Origin of the sequence: Algoriphagus limi, assembly GCF_024919275.1 — a bacterium.
Lineage (GTDB): Bacteria > Bacteroidota > Bacteroidia > Cytophagales > Cyclobacteriaceae > Algoriphagus > Algoriphagus limi.
Map to the genome: position 1 here is coordinate 277,367 of NZ_JANWGH010000002.1, position 16,346 is coordinate 293,712.

The 16,346-nt window shown below is 42.8% G+C and carries 10 protein-coding genes; 5 read left to right on the forward strand and 5 right to left on the reverse strand.

Annotated features, from left to right (window positions below; genetic code table 11):
• Positions 1-34 precede the first annotated feature (34 nt).
• The gene (locus NY014_RS09550) at positions 35-1,177 is read right to left on the reverse strand and encodes an ATP-binding protein (protein ID WP_259414368.1); all 1,143 of its coding nucleotides are present in this window, start codon (positions 1,175-1,177) and stop codon (positions 35-37) included.
• A 221-nt stretch (positions 1,178-1,398) separates the two neighbouring features.
• Here NY014_RS09550 and NY014_RS09555 point away from each other — a divergent pair, with 221 nt between their 5' ends.
• The 5 genes from NY014_RS09555 (at position 1,399) to NY014_RS09575 (ending at position 9,841) form a co-directional block, all read left to right on the forward strand.
• A complete protein-coding gene (locus NY014_RS09555; RefSeq protein ID WP_259414369.1) occupies positions 1,399-3,930 on the forward strand; it encodes a M14 family metallopeptidase in 2,532 nt (843 codons plus the stop codon).
• A 176-nt stretch (positions 3,931-4,106) separates the two neighbouring features.
• Positions 4,107-5,762 (forward strand): carboxylesterase/lipase family protein, encoded by a 1,656-nt coding sequence (locus tag NY014_RS09560; protein ID WP_259414370.1) that lies wholly within the window; start codon positions 4,107-4,109, stop codon positions 5,760-5,762.
• 143 nt (positions 5,763-5,905) lie between these two features.
• Positions 5,906-7,564 carry an alpha-glucan family phosphorylase gene (gene glgP / locus NY014_RS09565; protein WP_259414371.1) on the forward strand — a complete coding sequence of 553 codons (1,659 nt, stop codon included), beginning with the start codon at positions 5,906-5,908 and terminating at the stop codon, positions 7,562-7,564.
• An 87-nt stretch (positions 7,565-7,651) separates the two neighbouring features.
• Positions 7,652-9,439: a M14 family metallopeptidase gene (locus NY014_RS09570; protein ID WP_259414372.1), complete on the forward strand. Its 1,788-nt coding sequence runs from the start codon at positions 7,652-7,654 to the stop codon at positions 9,437-9,439.
• Between the two features lie 15 nt (positions 9,440-9,454).
• A complete protein-coding gene (locus tag NY014_RS09575; protein WP_259414373.1) occupies positions 9,455-9,841 on the forward strand; it encodes a VOC family protein in 387 nt (128 codons plus the stop codon).
• On the opposite strand, the gene NY014_RS09580 is transcribed toward NY014_RS09575, so the two are convergent.
• From NY014_RS09580 to NY014_RS09595, 4 genes are all read right to left on the reverse strand, one after another.
• Positions 9,842-11,245, reverse strand: coding sequence for an efflux transporter outer membrane subunit (locus NY014_RS09580; protein ID WP_259414374.1), 1,404 nt, complete (start codon positions 11,243-11,245; stop codon positions 9,842-9,844).
• A complete protein-coding gene (locus NY014_RS09585) occupies positions 11,242-14,412 on the reverse strand; it encodes an efflux RND transporter permease subunit (protein ID WP_259414375.1) in 3,171 nt (1,056 codons plus the stop codon). The genes NY014_RS09580 and NY014_RS09585 overlap by 4 nt, the downstream gene beginning before the upstream one ends.
• A gap of 4 nt (positions 14,413-14,416) precedes the next feature.
• The gene (locus tag NY014_RS09590) at positions 14,417-15,550 is read right to left on the reverse strand and encodes an efflux RND transporter periplasmic adaptor subunit (protein ID WP_259414376.1); all 1,134 of its coding nucleotides are present in this window, start codon (positions 15,548-15,550) and stop codon (positions 14,417-14,419) included.
• Between the two features lie 129 nt (positions 15,551-15,679).
• Positions 15,680-16,273, reverse strand: a complete 594-nt coding sequence (locus NY014_RS09595) for a hypothetical protein (RefSeq protein ID WP_259414377.1) — start codon at positions 16,271-16,273, stop codon at positions 15,680-15,682.
• Positions 16,274-16,346 lie beyond the last annotated feature (73 nt).

Genomic DNA, 16,346 nt, shown 5'->3' on the forward strand with positions numbered 1-16,346 from the left:
AAAAGGAGATTAGGGGTTAACCTAATATTTTAAATTACTCTGAAAGAAACTCCTTCAGTCCAATTGCCAAAACATTCTCAGAAATCGGAAATTCTCCTTCAATTCGACAAATAACAAAGCCTTCCCGAGCCCCAGTATCCTCCATAGATATTCTTAAGCCTTTGGTCAATTTCGGAGAAAGTGTGTTTTTGATTTCAATTGCGCGTTGTACTTCCCCATTTTTAACAAGTAAGAGATCACATTCTGCACCTTGATGAGTACGATAAAAAAAATACTCGTACTCCTCTCCTTTTGATGCAATAATTTGCTCAATTACAAATCCTTCCCAAGAAGATCCAATTTCAATTCGATTTTGCAATTGAACCATGGAATCAATACCGATTAGGGAATGAAGTAGCCCGGTATCTCGAATATAAACCTTGGGTGATTTAACTAACCTTTTTTTAATATTTTGGTGAAATGGGCGAAGAACTCGAATCATAAACGAACCCTCCAAATATTCTAAATAACGATTGACAGTTGGACGAGTAACTCCTAAAGCCCTTGCAAAACTTTCCCCATTCCAAATTCCTCCTTGTGCATGAGCCAACATTCTCCAAAAACGCTCTACCAGTCTCGGATCAGTACTCAATCCAATCTGAGCCAAGTCTCGCTCCAGATAAGTCTTGATGTAATTTTGCCTCCAGAGCTGAGACTCCCTTTCGCTCTTTGCTAAAAATGAAAGCGGAAAGCCACCCCGTATCCAGAGCTTCTCATCCTCATCTTGTTCTACTTCATCAAGAAAAAAGGGCGTTAGTTCCAAATAACCAATTCTCCCTGCTAAAGAATCAGCACTCTTTCGAATTAAATCAGGAGATGCCGAACCCAGGATAATAAATCGACCCGGAACACGTCGCTCATCAATTAAGCTTCGCAACTCTGAAAAAAGCTCAGGCATAAGTTGGATCTCATCCAAAATGACTGTTTTTTCTGCATGTGTTTTTAAAAATAGTTCAGGGTCCATCAATTTAGCACGATCAGAAGCTTTTTCAAGATCGAGATATAGGCTTTCCTTTTCAAAATCCAGGGGTTTGACTAAGGTAGTCTTCCCCACCTGCCGAGGCCCCAAAAGCCCTACAGCGGGGAAAATCGAAAGATACTCCTGTAAAAGCGAAACAATTTTTCGGTTCTTCACCATGAAAATCGAATACTTGACTTACATTTTTCATGGTAAAAGTAAATATATAAATCTAGAATTCAAATATTTTTACCATGAAATTCGAAAGTATAATTTACGTTTTTCATGGTAAATTGAATTGAGACGGTGGATTTTTATTGGTGCACCAGAGCCTTTTACACAGTTGATTTCCACAGCTAGGGTTTTAACACTAAATTCGGCATTCAATGAAATAAATTCTTATGCAAAAAAGATTACTCTTCACGCTACTCAGCTTGGTAAGCTGGACTTTTGTCCAAGCCCAAATCCAGACTCCCGAGCAGTTTCTTGGCTACAAACCCGGCGATCGCTTCACCCCTCATCACCGCATGGTGGATTATTTCGAGCATATCGCAGCCAATAATCCTAATGTAAAATTGGTGCAGTACGGCGAAACCAATGAAAAAAGACCGCTTTTCGTGGCAATTCTTTCCAGCCCTGAAAACATGGCAAAGTTGGAAGAAATCCGCGAGGACAATCTGAAAAGAGCCGGAATCATGGATGGCACCCCAAGCACTTCAATACCTATCAATTGGATGTCCTTCAACGTGCACGGAAATGAATCCGTGGGAATGGAAGCTGCCATTTCAACCATCTATACCCTAGCTAATCCAACTAATAGTAAGTCACAAGAATGGTTGAAAAACCAAGTGGTGATCATTGATCCTTGTATCAATCCAGATGGTCGGGATCGCTACGCCATGTGGTACAATCAAAAAATGAACACTATTCTTCAGCCTGATCTTCAGTCAGTGGAGCACAACGAGCCTTGGCCAGGTGGTCGTGCAAACCACTACCTTTTCGATCTAAACCGTGACTGGGCCTGGCAGGTACAAGTGGAATCTCAGCAACGCTTAAAAATCTATCAGCAATGGATGCCTCAGTTGCATTTGGATTTCCATGAGCAGGGAATCAATAATCCTTTCTATATGGCTCCAGCTGCCGAACCTTTGCATGAGCAATTGACGGAATGGCAGCATGAGTTTCAGGATATTTTCGGAAAGAATACCGCGAAATATTTTGATGAAATGGGGCGATTCTATTTCACGAAGGAGCGTTTTGACTTGCTCTATCCATCTTATGGCGACACTTATCCTATGTATAACGGCGCCATCGGTATGACCATCGAGCAGGGAGGCGGTGGCCGAGCAGGACGCGGAGGCTTCAATGCGATTGGAGATACGGTTACCCTCAGCTATCGAATCGAAGGTCACTACACCGCAGCCATGTCTGCAGTGGAAGTTACCAGCTCGCATGCAGATCGGCTTTTGGAGGAGTATAGTCAGTATTTTCAGGAAAATTCAAGCAATCCAAAAGGCAAATACAAAAGCTTTGTGATTAAGGGTGACAGCAACCCAGCGCAAGTTTCTAAGTTGCTCGAATTACTGGATAAAAATGGAATCCACTATGGACAAGCAGGAAGCAGATCAGGTCTTCGTGGCTATGAATACCAAAGCGGAAAAAACACCACTTTCTCCACCAGCGAGGAAGATATTGTCGTGTCTGCTTATCAGCCAAAAGCCGTTTTGACGCAGGTGTTCTTCGAGCCTAACCCTCAGTTGAATGACAGTATTACCTACGATATCACCAGTTGGGCGCTGCCTTATGCCTACAATGTAAAAGCCTATGCTTTGGAAACTCGCTTGGATCCGTCGAAGGAATTTGAAGCAGCAGCATTTTCACCAAATACCGCTGGAAAAACTCCGGTAGCCTACATTGCATCATGGGAAGGAACACGAGATGCGGCATTTTTGGCGGCCTTGTTGAAGGAAGGAATCCGAGTAAAATACCCTGAATTTCCATTTAAAACCGAAGGAAAAAGCTTTCCAGCTGGAACCCTTTTAATTACCAAAGGTGGAAATGAATATATCGCTGATTTTGATAAAAAAGTGACCGAAACAGCCAACAAATTTGGTATCAAGCTGGGAACTACTATGACCGGCTATATGGAAGAAGGAAAAGATTTCGGTTCTCCAAATATCCGAGTAATCCAAGCACCGAAAGTGGCTTTGGCTGGAGGTGAAGGAACTTCTTCCTTGAACTACGGGGAAATCTGGCACTTTTTCGAAAAGGAGTTGGATTATCCTTTGGTCAATTTGGAAATGCAAAATCTGGGTCGTTATGATCTCAGCAAGTATGATGTGTTGATTCTACCTTCTACTTGGGGTGGCGGTCTCAGCAAAGCTGCAGAAGAAAGAGTCCTTGATTGGGTACGTGCCGGAGGAAAGCTAATCGCTATCGATGGAGCCTTGAATCTTTTCGCGAACAAAGAAGGATTTGATCTGAAAACCTTCGATTCTGAAGAGGAAGAAAAAGAAGCCAAAAAAGCGGCTGAAAACCTCGCCAAAGAAGAACGACTTGCTCCTTACTTACAGGAAGAACGCTTGGCAATTGCAGGAGGAACAGCTGGAGCCATTTATCAAGTAGATATGGATGAAACCCATCCATTAGGATATGGCACGCTTGGGAAATACTATACCCTGAAAAACAATTCCAATAAATATGCATACCTGACAGATGGGGTTAATGCCGGTAAAATCAGCTCTAACGATTCCTATCGAACAGGTTATATAGGCTACAAAATCAAATCTCAAATGGGTGAATCCATGGCTATTGGTGTGGAACCCAAAGGAAGAGGAGAGCTCATTTACTTTGTAGATAATCCGATTTTCCGAGGATTCTGGGAATCAGGAAAATTAGTCCTTAGCAATGCCATCTTTATGGTAGGACAATAGGTTTTAGTAGCAAGTATCTGGTATCTAGTATCAAGAAGCCGGCTCCGATTTATCAGGGTCGGCTTTTTTATTTTTTGTTAGAAAAGGATTTCGGCCAAATTTCACTCCTACCTATTGATTTTCAAGATTTTTCCCTATTTTTTCAAAATGATACAATAAACCTAACCCTTGACCATATGAATACCAATCGTAGAGAATTTTTCAAAAAAGTAGGCGTAGGCACTTTAGCTGCTTCGGTGCCTTTTGTCCATTCCGCTCAGGCTCGTTCCGCACAGTCCCAATCATCTGATGATCAGTTTCTTCAAATAGGAGACAATATTGCCATCACGGACACCGACTTTGGAAAAGTTAGAGGCTTTATTCTTAATGGGGTTTATACCTTTTTGGGTATCCCCTATGGAGCAGATACCTCTGGCGCAAACCGATTCATGGCCCCTAAAAAGCCAGAGCCTTGGACAGAAATAAGACCCACTCTATGGTGGGGAAATACAGCTCCTCAGATCATGGATAACCGCTATGCCAATGTCCACTATTCATTTGCCGACCATTGGAATTATGATGATGTAAGCGAGGATTGTCTTCGATTAAATGTTTGGACCAATGGCTTGGCAGGAGGCAAAAAGCGCCCGGTTATGGTTTGGCTTCATGGAGGAGGATTCACTAACGGAAACGGAATTGAGCAAGATGGCTACCATGGAGAAAACATTGCTAAAAACGGAGATATCGTATTCGTTTCTATCAATCACCGATTAGGACCAATTGGGTTTACGGACCTTTCTGGTGTAGGAGGTGATAAGTATAAAGACTCCGGAAATGTAGGGATGCTCGACATCATTTTTGCCTTGGAATGGGTTCGGGACAATATTGCAAACTTTGGCGGTGATCCTGAGAATGTAACTATCATGGGACAATCAGGTGGAGGTGCTAAAGTAACCTGTATCATGGCCATGCCTGCTTCCCAAGGAATCGTTCACAAGGGAGTAGCGCTAAGTGGAAGTATGCTTTCTGCAAATGATAAAGAATACGCACAAACACTTGGAAAATATGTGATGGAAGCGGCAGGCTTAACACCTGCAACACTCGACAAACTTCATGATTTAAGCTGGAGGGAATATCTAGATGTGGCCTACGTTGCATTGGAGCGGATGCGGAAAGAATTCCCTCAACCGGGATTCCGGGGAGGATTTGGCCCAGTGGCTGATGGGCTGCACATTCCAAAGGGTGAGTTTTTCAGTGAAACTTCCGCTCATGCATCCAATATGCCTTTGATGATTTGTACGACTTTCCATGAGTGGAATCCAACCCGAACCAATGCAGAACTTGAAAAAATCGATTGGGCTGGGGTAGTTGAACAACTAAAAGGCAGATTTGGGGATAAATCCGAAGAAATCCTAACAGCCTATAGGAAAGATTTCCCAGAAGCTTCACCTGCTGATCTTTGGGCGATGATTTTATCGAATCGCCAAGGAGCCATCAATACTGCCAATGCCAAGTCCAAACAAAACGCTCCGGTTTACCTGGCTTGGTTTGGATGGGAACCTAATTTGTACGATGGTAGAATGAAGGCATTCCACTGTATTGATATTTGTTTCTGGTACCAAAACACAGACCGCATGTACACGCATACAGGTGGTGGAGCAAGACCGCGAAATCTATCTGATAAGATGTCTGCTTCACTCCTAGCCTTTATGCGAACAGGCAATCCGAATGCAGGAGCTCTTCCGGAATGGCCAAGCTATTCAGCATCAAATGGGGAGACTATGATCCTGAATGATACCTGTCAGGTCAAAAACAAACCTGACGGAAATGGGCTTGCCGCTTTGAACGCTTAAAATATTAAAAAGCTGTTCCTGAGAGGGAGCAGCTTTTTTCTTTATTTCAAACGGTTTCCAAGATTTTTCCTTGATTTTTTATCCAAGAGGGCACCATTTCCCATTCCTTTTCCCATAAATTAGGCGCTCTCAAATCAAAGACTATGACCGACTTTAAAAATTTCAGCGTTCCTTATGAGATCGCTCCTGAATATTCTAAAAAAGTGGCTTACTTCTCAATGGAGTTTGCTATTCACCAACCCCTAAAAATCTATTCAGGAGGCTTGGGATTCCTTTCCGGTTCCCACCTTCGAAGTGCTTATGAATTAGGACAAAATCTGATCGGAATAGGGATTTTATGGAAATATGGTTACTACGATCAGTCCCGAAATCAGGATCAAACTTTGAAGCCTGAGTGGTACGAAAAGACCTATAGTTTCTTAGTAGACACGGGAATCAAATTTCGGGTAACTGTCCATGATGTGCCCGTTTGGGTAAAGGCTTGGTATCTGCCACCTGACACCTTCAAATCCGCTCCTCTTTTTTTGTTGAGTACCGATTTGCCTGAAAATGACTACCTCAGTCAAACTATCACTCACAAACTATATGACTCCGACACCGCAGCCAAAGTTGCTCAATGTCTACTTTTGGGAATCGGTGGAGCAAAATTACTGGATGAGTTGAACTTCAACCCGGATGTATATCATTTGAATGAGGCTCATGGAGTTAGCGCGGTTTTCCACCTGATGCGAAAATTTAGCAAAAAGGAAGAGGTCAAAAAGCGTTTGGTATTCACTACCCACACTCCGGAAGAAGCTGGAAATGAAAAACATGATATCCATTTGCTAAACAAAATGAGCTTCTTCAATGGCTATTCCATTGATGAAGTAAAGGAAATGGTTGGCTTTACTGGGGATATTTTCAATCATAGCTTGGCAGCACTTCGATTTGCCAGAAAAGCAAATGGAGTCTCCAAACTGCATGGAGAAGTCAGCCGTGAGATGTGGAAATTCTATCCAAATATTCCCGAAATCACTCACATCACCAATTCCCAAAACTTCAAATACTGGTCTGACAAGCAGTTGTACAGATTTATGGATGAAGAAGATGAGGCAGGCTTTGATGACCGCAAATGGTATTTGAAAAAACGGGCCTTTGAAATCGTAGCCGATCAGACCGGAAAATTATTCAACCCAAATGTATTGACCATCGTGTGGGCTCGTCGATTTGCAAGCTATAAGCGAGCGGAATTAATCACTAGAGATGTCCGCCGATTCGATGCTTTGATGCGAAACACCAAATTCCCTGTTCAGATCATTTGGGCTGGTAAGCCTTACCCATTGGATTACAATGCCATTTCAGTTTTCAATCAGCTAGTCCATTTAAGCAAAAACTATCCAAATATGGCTGTTTGCACAGGATACGAACTTACCCTGAGCAAGCGCTTGAAGCAGGCTTCCGACATTTGGTTGAATAATCCACGTGTACCGAGAGAGGCTTCAGGTACTTCCGGTATGACGGCTTCCATGAATGGAGGAGTGAATTTCTCTACCTATGATGGCTGGATCTGCGAATTTGCCGAGCATGGAAAGAATAGCTTCATCGTTCCTCCTGCTGATTATTCCAATATGCATGTGGAAGATCAGGATGATTACGATTTGGAGAAGTTGTATGAGGTGTTGGAAAATGAAATCCTTCCACTCTACTACGATGACCGGGAAGCTTGGAGAAAGCTAGTTCAAAGAGGAATGAAAGACGTGATAGACTTCTTCGAAAGCAACCGAATGGCCAAGGAATACTACGAAATCATGTATAATGCATAATTCCTGAATTTAAATTTGACCATACACAAAGCTCAGCGAGGATTTTCCAAGCTGAGCTTTTATTTTTCTGATCTAATCCCAATCAAAATGAAACGACTCCTAAGCTTAATCCTCCTATTTTCTTCCTTTCCTCTTCTAGCACAAGAACTTATGCCGCCTCTTTTACCTTGGTCAGGAAAGTCTGAATCATTGATCGTTGAAGATTCAAATCCATGGGTCACTCCAGGGGAATTGACGGATTTAACCGAGTCTCCTACCTATACGGAAACTATGGATTGGCTACGAAAACTTGCCAACTCATCGCCTTATTTAGAGATGAAATCCTTGGGGAAAAGTGAACAGGGACGCGATATCTATCTTTTAGTTGCCTCTAAGAGCCAAAAATTTTCGCCCGAAGATCTAGCGCAGGAAAATAAGGCCACTCTCTTTTTCCATGGAGGAATTCATGCAGGGGAAATCGATGGGAAAGATGTAGGCATGATGCTTCTCAGAGATATTCTGCATGGAGAAAAAATGCAGCTTTTGGATGAGGCTAATATTCTATTTATCCCCATTCTCAATGTAGATGGGCACGAAAGAAGGAGTGAATTTGGTCGGGTGAATCAACGAGGGCCCAAAGAAATGGGTTGGCGAACTAATGCTAGAAATCTGAATCTAAACCGTGATTTTACCAAGATCGAAACTGCGGGAGTAAAAGCTGTTATCGATGTGTTGAACTCGTATCAGCCGGATCTGTATGTAGATGTCCATGTGACTGATGGAGCCGATTATCAATATGATGTCACTTATGGCTATGTAAAAACAGGTGGCTACTCTCCGGCTATCAGCCAATTTCTTTCTGAAACTTTCCAACCTGAAGTTGATCAAGCGCTGAAAGATTGGGGACATATTCCGGGACCTTTGCTTTTTGCTGCCAATGGGGATGATTTTTCTGAAGGGAATATCGCTTTTTCATTCAGTCCGAGATTTTCCCATACCTATGGAGATGCCAGGCATATCCCATCCATTTTGATAGAAAATCACTCACTCAAGCCATTTCGGCAGCGGGTTCTAGGCACTTATGCGTTTTTGGAGCAAGCTATTCGGACAATAGCAAAGCATTATCCGGCTGTCCAGAACGCGATCATTTCTGATCAAAACCAAGAAAAAGAGTCCATTGCAGTGAAGTTCAAATTCCGGGAAGCTCCTGCAGATACCATGGATTTTCTTGGAATAGCTTCCAAAAAAGTGAGGTCTGAAATTACCGGGGCTGAGTATGTGGTCTGGGAAGGAAAAGCAATTAATCAGCAGGTACCTTCGCTTCTCATGGATGTACCTGTTCAGACGGTACCCATTCCAAAAGCCTATTGGATATCTTCTGAATGGGGAGAAGTAATTGAAAAACTGCAAAACCATGGGGTTGAAATGGAAATCTTAGATCAGCCCCGGGAGGTCAAATTAGAGTATTCAAAGGTGACGGATTTCAAAATGGGCAGTCAACCCTATGAAGGATTGATGCGTGTCCAGGAGTTTGCCTCAGAAAAAATATATCGGTCGCAGACCTTTCTTCCCGGTTCTGTTCGAATCAAAACGGATCAAGATTTGGGTGAATTGATAGTAATCCTTTTAGAGCCCGAATCGGTTGATAGCTTTTTCCAGTGGGGCTTTTTCAACACTATTTTTGCTCAGACAGAGTATATGGAAACCTATATCATGGAGCCCATGATTGCACAAATGCTGGAAAAGGATGCCAATTTAAAAGCAGCCTTTGAGGAGAAAATGAGCTCAGACCCTGAGTTTGCCAAAAACCCAAGGCGAATCTATCGCTGGTTTTATGAAAAGACTCCCTATTTCGACCAAAACTGGAAAGTGATTCCAGTCGGCCGAGAATGGTGATAAATACAAGGAAATATGAAAATTGAACACTTGGCTATTTGGGCATCAGATCTGGAAACCATGAGGGAGTTTTATTGTAATCAGCTGGGATTCCAGTCAAATGAGCTTTATCATAACCCTAAGCGGGGGTTTTATTCATATTTCTTATCAGGATCGGAGGGAGCAAGGCTAGAACTCATGAGTCAAGCTGATATTATGGATCATGGCACGATCCGGGGAAAGCGAATCGGCTTGGCTCATTTCGCAATATCACTTGGCTCAGAAGAAAGAGTTGATCAGCTCACAGAGGTGCTCCGATCTGCAGGGACTCCAATCATCGGTGAGCCTCGGAGGACTGGAGATGGATACTATGAAAGTATTATAGCAGATCCTGAAGGAAACTGGATTGAACTAACTGTCTGACTACCAGCCTCCACCCAAAGCAGCATAAAGATTGGAATAAGCACTCAACAATTCTTGCTTGGTTCCAGCCAAATTAAGCTGTGCATCAAAGGCTTGTCTCTGTGATTCCAAATATTCCAAATAAGAAGTAACCCCTTGGTTGTATCGCTCTTGAGAAAGGAATTGTGCTTTTACCGCCGCCTCCACATGGGCTTTTCTGGCGATAAGTTCTTTTTTCAGAGACTCGATGGAATACAAGAGGTTTTCAACTTCCTCATAGGCACTCAACACGGTCCGTTCATAGTTCAAAACCGCTTGTCTTGTTCGGCTTTCTTCGATGTCTACTTGCCTTTGGAGTGCGCCCCAATTGAACAAAGGCCCTAAAATACTCGCCCCTATATTCCAAGAAGCCCCATCACTTCCCAAAGAAGAAAATTGGCTTCCTGTTACTCCCAACAAACCTGAAAGCGAAATATTGGGCAAACGACTGGCTTTTGCTGAGCCAAGAAGTGCATTGGCAGCAATTAAATCCTGCTCAGCAATCAAAATATCCGGACGGCGTACCAGTAATTCACCCGGTAAAATTTCTGGAAATACAATATCCTCAGGTTGCTCAAGAAGAGAAATTCCAGTTTCCTTTTGATCAGGCAATTGACCAATCAAGCGACTGAGAAGATTCTCGGAGGAGACAATCAATCGCTCCCAAATCGGAATGCTTCCAGCAGCAATGGCCGCTTGGATTTGGGCTTGATTTAGATCGATCTCTGCAATAATCCCCTTATCAAATCGCTGCTCGATGATGGAGAGCATACTATCTCGAAGCGATAGCGTTTGTTCGGAAATCTCAAGTCGCATTTTATATTCCAAGAGTCGGAAATAGGTCGTAGCGACAGTATTGACAAGACTTAATTTGACTGCCCGATGACCTTCCTCTGAGGCAAGAATTGCCGCTTGAGCGGCTTCATTTAAGCGACGGTATTTTCCCCAGAAATCAATTTCCCAGCTAACAGAGCCAAAACCCGTGAAAATATTCTGGGTTGAACCAAGATTTAACCCTGCAAAATTCCCCCTTTGAGCCCCGGCAGAATAACCAATGCTAGGCAGCATTTGGGAGCGTTGAATAACCAAGGCCGCTTGAGCTTGCTGAATGGATTCTGCAGCGATTTGAAGATCCTGATTATTCTCTAAGGCCTCCTGAATCAAGTCTTGTAAAACCTCATCGGGGAAAAGAGAATACCAATTGATATTAACCGCTGAATCAATAAAAAGCGTGTCCACATTTACCGGAAAAGAATCCAAAGTTCTAGTCAAATCATCAGTTCGATAGGTCTCATAAGTCAAGACTTCTGCCCCTTGGTAATTTTGCCCCGATTTACAGGACCAAAGCCCAAAAACAATAAGTGCTATTCCCAGTAATCTTCTCATTTCGTATCTGATTTTAGGGTCAATTCACGTTTTTGCTCATAGCGAGCAAGTTTTCCTACCAACACAAACAGCATGGGATATAAAAACAAACCAAGGAGCGTAGCTATGCCAATTCCTCCCAAGAGGGCCATTCCCATGACTTTACGAGCAATAGCTCCTGAACCACTTGCCAAAATCAAAGGCAAAACCCCTAGAATAAATGAAAATACCGTCATCAAAATCGGTCGGAACCGAAGCTTTGCCGATTCTACAGCAGCATCAAACAAACTCAATCCTTCATCGAATTTGATTTTGGCAAACTCCACAATCAAAATGGCATTTTTGGCAGCCATAGCAATGAGCATCACCAAGGAAATCTGAGCGAAAATATTATTCAGGTAAAGCTCATCGAATAGTCTGGCGACATAGAGAAACAAGAAGGCTCCAAAAAGTGCAAATGGTGTTCCCAGCAAAATCGCAAAAGGCATGGACCAGGATTCATATTGTGCCGCCAAAATCAAGAAAACAAAGAAGAGTGAGAAGGCAAAAACAACTCCAGCCTGCCCGGAAGCGGCCCGCTCTTGATAGCTCATTGCATTCCAGCTAAAAGTCATATCATCCGGTAAGACTTCAGAAGCTACCTCTTCCAAAGCATCCAACGCTTGTGTGGAAGAATAGCCCGGAGCTGGAGCCCCTGTAACTTCAGCAGAACGGAACAGGTTAAATCTATTGGTGTAATCAGGTCCGACAATGGGTTTAACCGTGACAAAACTCGAAATAGGAACAGATTTCCCTTCTCTGTTTTTAATGTAAAAGAGCTCCAATCCTTCTTCTCCTTGCCGATATTCAGGTTCAGCTTGAATATAGGCTTTGTACAGCCTGCCAAAACGATTGAAGTCATTGACATAAGCACCTCCTAAATAGGCTGCGAAGGTGTTATACACATCCGAGAGTTGCAGTCCTGCTTTCAGCACTTTTTCCTCATCAATTTCGATAAAACGCTGGGGTACAGTCGCCTGATATGTCGTAAAAGCTGAAGCAATTTCGGGACGGCTTTTTGCTGCTTCAATAAACGCGTATGTGTGTTGAGCTAAATAAGCTGGATCCTTGCCTTCCTTATCCTGAATCATGATGCTGAATCCTGACCCATTTCCTAGTCCAGGAATTGCCGGTGGACCAAAGGACACGACTTGACCTCCCTTTATTTGAGTAGCAAAAATCCTGTTCAGACGACTCATCATTTCAGCTGCGGTAGCTTCCCGGTCATCCCAGTCTTTCAAGGTGACAAACATAAATCCAGTATTGGGAATAAAAGACCCTGCCAGCAAACTGAATCCAGAGATAGCAGTAGCAAATTCGGTTTCTTCCTGGGCCATCACGATCTCTTCTACTTGGCGCATGACCTCGTCTGTACGCTGCATGGAGGCGGCATTTGGGAGTTGAATATTGACATATAAGTATCCCTGATCTTCTTCTGGAAGGAATCCGCCTGGAACCATCCTGCCAAAAATACCTGCTGCTACCAAAGTGATTATCACATACACGGCCCCACGCTTTAATTTTCCTGCAAAAAGCTTTGCTACTCCTGTATATCGATCCGTATTGGTATCAAACCAACGATTGAAGCCTCCAAAAAACTTCCCCAAAGGACCTTTTTGCGGACCGGTGGAATCTTTGAGCAATAGAGAACAAAGTGCCGGGCTGAGACTCAAGGCGTTGATGGATGAAAAAATCACAGAAATCGCAATAGTAATCGCAAATTGCTGGTAGAGCTTGCCCGTAATCCCTACCATCGCAGCAACCGGAACAAAAACCGCAACCATTACCAATGTAGTCGCAATTACTGGTGCACTAACCTCCTTCATTGCAGCTGTAGTAGCATCCTTGGGACTCATCCCTTTTTGCATATTCACCTGAACTGCCTCTACCACCACAATAGCATCATCCACCACAATACCAATTGCCAAAACGAGGCCCAAAAGAGAAAGTGTGTTAATTGAAAAACCCAAGAGCGGGAAAACCATAAAGGCAGCAACCAGAGAGACCGGGATGGCAAGAGTAGGAATAAGGGTTGCTCGCCAGTCTTGGATAAAGAGAAAAACCACCAAAATAACCAAGACAAGCGCTATGACTAGTGTTTCGATAATTTCAGCTATACCAGCAGTGATTGGTTTGGTAGAATCTAAAGAAACTTCATAATCTATCCCATCTGGAAAGTTTTGCTTCAACTCATCCATCGTTGAGATAATTTGTTGGGAAAGTTCTACCGCATTAGATCCGGGAGATTGATAGATAGCAATGATGGCACTCTCACTTCCATTTAATCTGGAAAAGGAATTATAGGATTCAACGCCCAATTCCACCCGGGCAATATCTTTGATTTTTACTTGGCTTCCATCAGCCTCTGATCGGATGACCACGTTACCAAACTGCTCTTCCGTAACAAGACGATCGGGGAGCCTTACAGTGTAGGTGAATTCTGTGCCTGGAGGAGCTGGCTCGGCTCCAAATTTTCCACCTGGAGCGACGACGCTTTGCTGCCGAATCGCGTTCATGATCTCCGGTACAGTAATTCCCAATCGAGCTAAGCGGTCAGGTTTCACCCAAATCCGCATGGAATAATCACTGGAGCCCATTACCTGCACACGACCCACTCCACGAATTCGAGCCAATTTGTCCTGTACATTGATTAATCCATAATTTCCCAAAAATGACTGATCATAGGTACCATCCGGAGAAGTCAATGCGATAAGCATCAAAATATTCGGCATGGATTTTTGTGTCTTGACACCAAGCCTTTTTACTTCTTCTGGCAGTTTTGGAGTGGCAGCAGCAGCCCTAGTTTGGGTAAATACCGTATTCATATCCGGATCCGTCCCCAAATCAAAAGTGATATCCAGTGCCAAGGTTCCATCATTGGCATTGGTGGATTTCATGTAAAGCATGTTTTCTACTCCATTGATCTCCTGCTCGAGCGGAGAAGCTACGGATTGCTCTACACTGATTGCGTTAGCCCCTGTAAAAGCGGTACTAACTCGAACCACTGGAGGAGTAATTGCTGGATATTGCTCAATGGCCAATCCTAGAATAGAAACCCCACCAATAATGACCATGAATAGAGCAATTACTATTGCCACAATGGGTCTTCTGACGAAAAAGATATGCTTTTGGTCTTCGATCTGACTCATGGAATTACTGGTTGAATTGAGATTGGAACTCCACTTCCTCAGGTTCTATAGTCATTCCATTTCGGACCATTTGTAAACCTTCTAAGACTACACGATCTCCATCTGAAACCCCTGATTTTATCAAAAAATAGTCTTTGTATTTCCCTAAAATCTCAACCTCATAACGGGATATCACATTATTGGAATCTACCTTGAACACAAAAAATCGACCTTGAAATTCACTAACTGTTCGCTGAGGCACAATCAATCCATTTTCAACTTCCTGTATGATAGCTCTGACTCGGGCAAACTGTCCTGGTCGGATTAGGCGATCAGGATTGGGAAAAGTAGCCTGAATCAAAATGGTACCCGTTGATGCATCAATCTGCCGATCGATAAAATCCACATAGCCAACCTGGTCAAAAATACTTCCATCGGATAGCACCAACTGCAAGGGTAATTGAGCTTTTGCTTGCTCTGGATGTTCTTGGTATTCTCTGAAAAGACTGAGATAATCATTCTCCGATAAGAAAAATTCTACTCTCACTGAATCAATCAAAGAAACCGTATTCAAAATGACCGGATTTGGATTCCTTCCCACAAATTCACCCACTTTAGCATTGGTCTTGCCTATCAGTCCATCTATTGGAGATTTGATTTGGGTATAACCCAATTGGATTTGCTGAAAATTCAAGCTAGCCTGTGCTGCATTTACTGCGGCCTCTGCAGCATCTTTTTTTGCAATTGCTGCATCCAGATCTTTCTGGGAAACCGCATTGATTTCTGCAAGCGGTTGATATCGAGCGAGGTCATTTTCCGCTTGAGTAAGCGCAACTTTTGCCTCTGCCAACTGACTTGTTGCAGCGTTGACAGCTTCTCTAAAAGGATCCTGATCTACTGTGTAAAGTAATTCGCCTTTTTTAACCAATTTCCCCTCTTGGAAATGAACTCCCTCCAAATACCCCTCTGTCCTAGCACGAATAGGAATATCCACTTTCCCGTAAACCTGAGCTACAAAGTCTTTTTCAAGTTGGACATTTTGGGCTTTAACCTTTACAACCTTGATTTTTGGAGCTGGTAATGCTGTCTGTGACTCGGATTTTTCACCACATGAAAAAATCAGAAAAACTCCGACGAAAAGCCATAAAACTCTTTTCATACATCAAATATTTATTAAACAATCAAATTAAAATTTTTTGATTGTACTCGCTAAAAAATTGAAATTTTTGATGCCTTTTTTGACTTTTTCCGAAAGTTCCCTCCATAAAGGAAAATAACTCTAAAAAAATTAGATCTTTTCTAATACTAACCCAAAATTGACGCTGATCGAGTTTTGTACCTTCACAGCTCCCAAAAATTTAACAGGAGGATCGATTTGAAAATCTTTAAACGTAACCTCTTGGGATCCCTTTAGTAGCGTTTTGCCGTCTTCTTCTTTGAATAATTTGCAGGAAATAGGGAATCTTCTGCACACTCCGGCAAGGGTGATTTCCACATTACCAGTTAAGCTTTCCTGTGGAGTTCCGAGATTCTTTCGGACTAAATCTAAAAATCGAACGCGGATTTCCGGATGCTCTTCGGCTCGAACAGTCTCGTGAAAATCCTTGGTCATGATGCGGTTGAAACAATCGAAGCTATCAGAGGATAACACAACCTCCCCGGACCATACCGCATATTTCTGTTCAGGGAAGAGAATCTCAGTCAACACATCTTTTCCTGAATATTTAAATGACTGACATTCGAAGGTATTAATATTGGTTTTCCCAACTATGACAACTTCACTTTCTGACGCAACCTTCCACTGATTTTCTTCCATAGTTTCCTTGGGCATACTTCCCAAGTAAACTACCAATCCGAGAAAAATATATAGTAAGGTTTTCATATCAAAAGCAAGTTGAAAAGCTGGCACCTTTCATCAGTGCCAGCCTTAAATATACCTAATTTTGACTTTCTAT

Bases quoted from the DNA above. Each gene is read 5' to 3' on its own strand.
- glgP (WP_259414371.1), top strand. From the start codon at position 5,906: ATGACCGACTTTAAAAATTTCAGCGTTCCTTATGAGATCGCTCCTGAA.
- NY014_RS09550 (WP_259414368.1), bottom strand. From the start codon at position 1,177: ATGGTGAAGAACCGAAAAATTGTTTCGCTTTTACAGGAGTATCTTTCG.
- NY014_RS09560 (WP_259414370.1), top strand. From the start codon at position 4,107: ATGAATACCAATCGTAGAGAATTTTTCAAAAAAGTAGGCGTAGGCACT.
- NY014_RS09595 (WP_259414377.1), bottom strand. From the start codon at position 16,273: ATGAAAACCTTACTATATATTTTTCTCGGATTGGTAGTTTACTTGGGA.
- NY014_RS09590 (WP_259414376.1), bottom strand. From the start codon at position 15,550: ATGAAAAGAGTTTTATGGCTTTTCGTCGGAGTTTTTCTGATTTTTTCA.
- NY014_RS09575 (WP_259414373.1), top strand. From the start codon at position 9,455: ATGAAAATTGAACACTTGGCTATTTGGGCATCAGATCTGGAAACCATG.
- NY014_RS09585 (WP_259414375.1), bottom strand. From the start codon at position 14,412: ATGAGTCAGATCGAAGACCAAAAGCATATCTTTTTCGTCAGAAGACCC.
- NY014_RS09570 (WP_259414372.1), top strand. From the start codon at position 7,652: ATGAAACGACTCCTAAGCTTAATCCTCCTATTTTCTTCCTTTCCTCTT.
- NY014_RS09580 (WP_259414374.1), bottom strand. From the start codon at position 11,245: ATGAGAAGATTACTGGGAATAGCACTTATTGTTTTTGGGCTTTGGTCC.
- NY014_RS09555 (WP_259414369.1), top strand. From the start codon at position 1,399: ATGCAAAAAAGATTACTCTTCACGCTACTCAGCTTGGTAAGCTGGACT.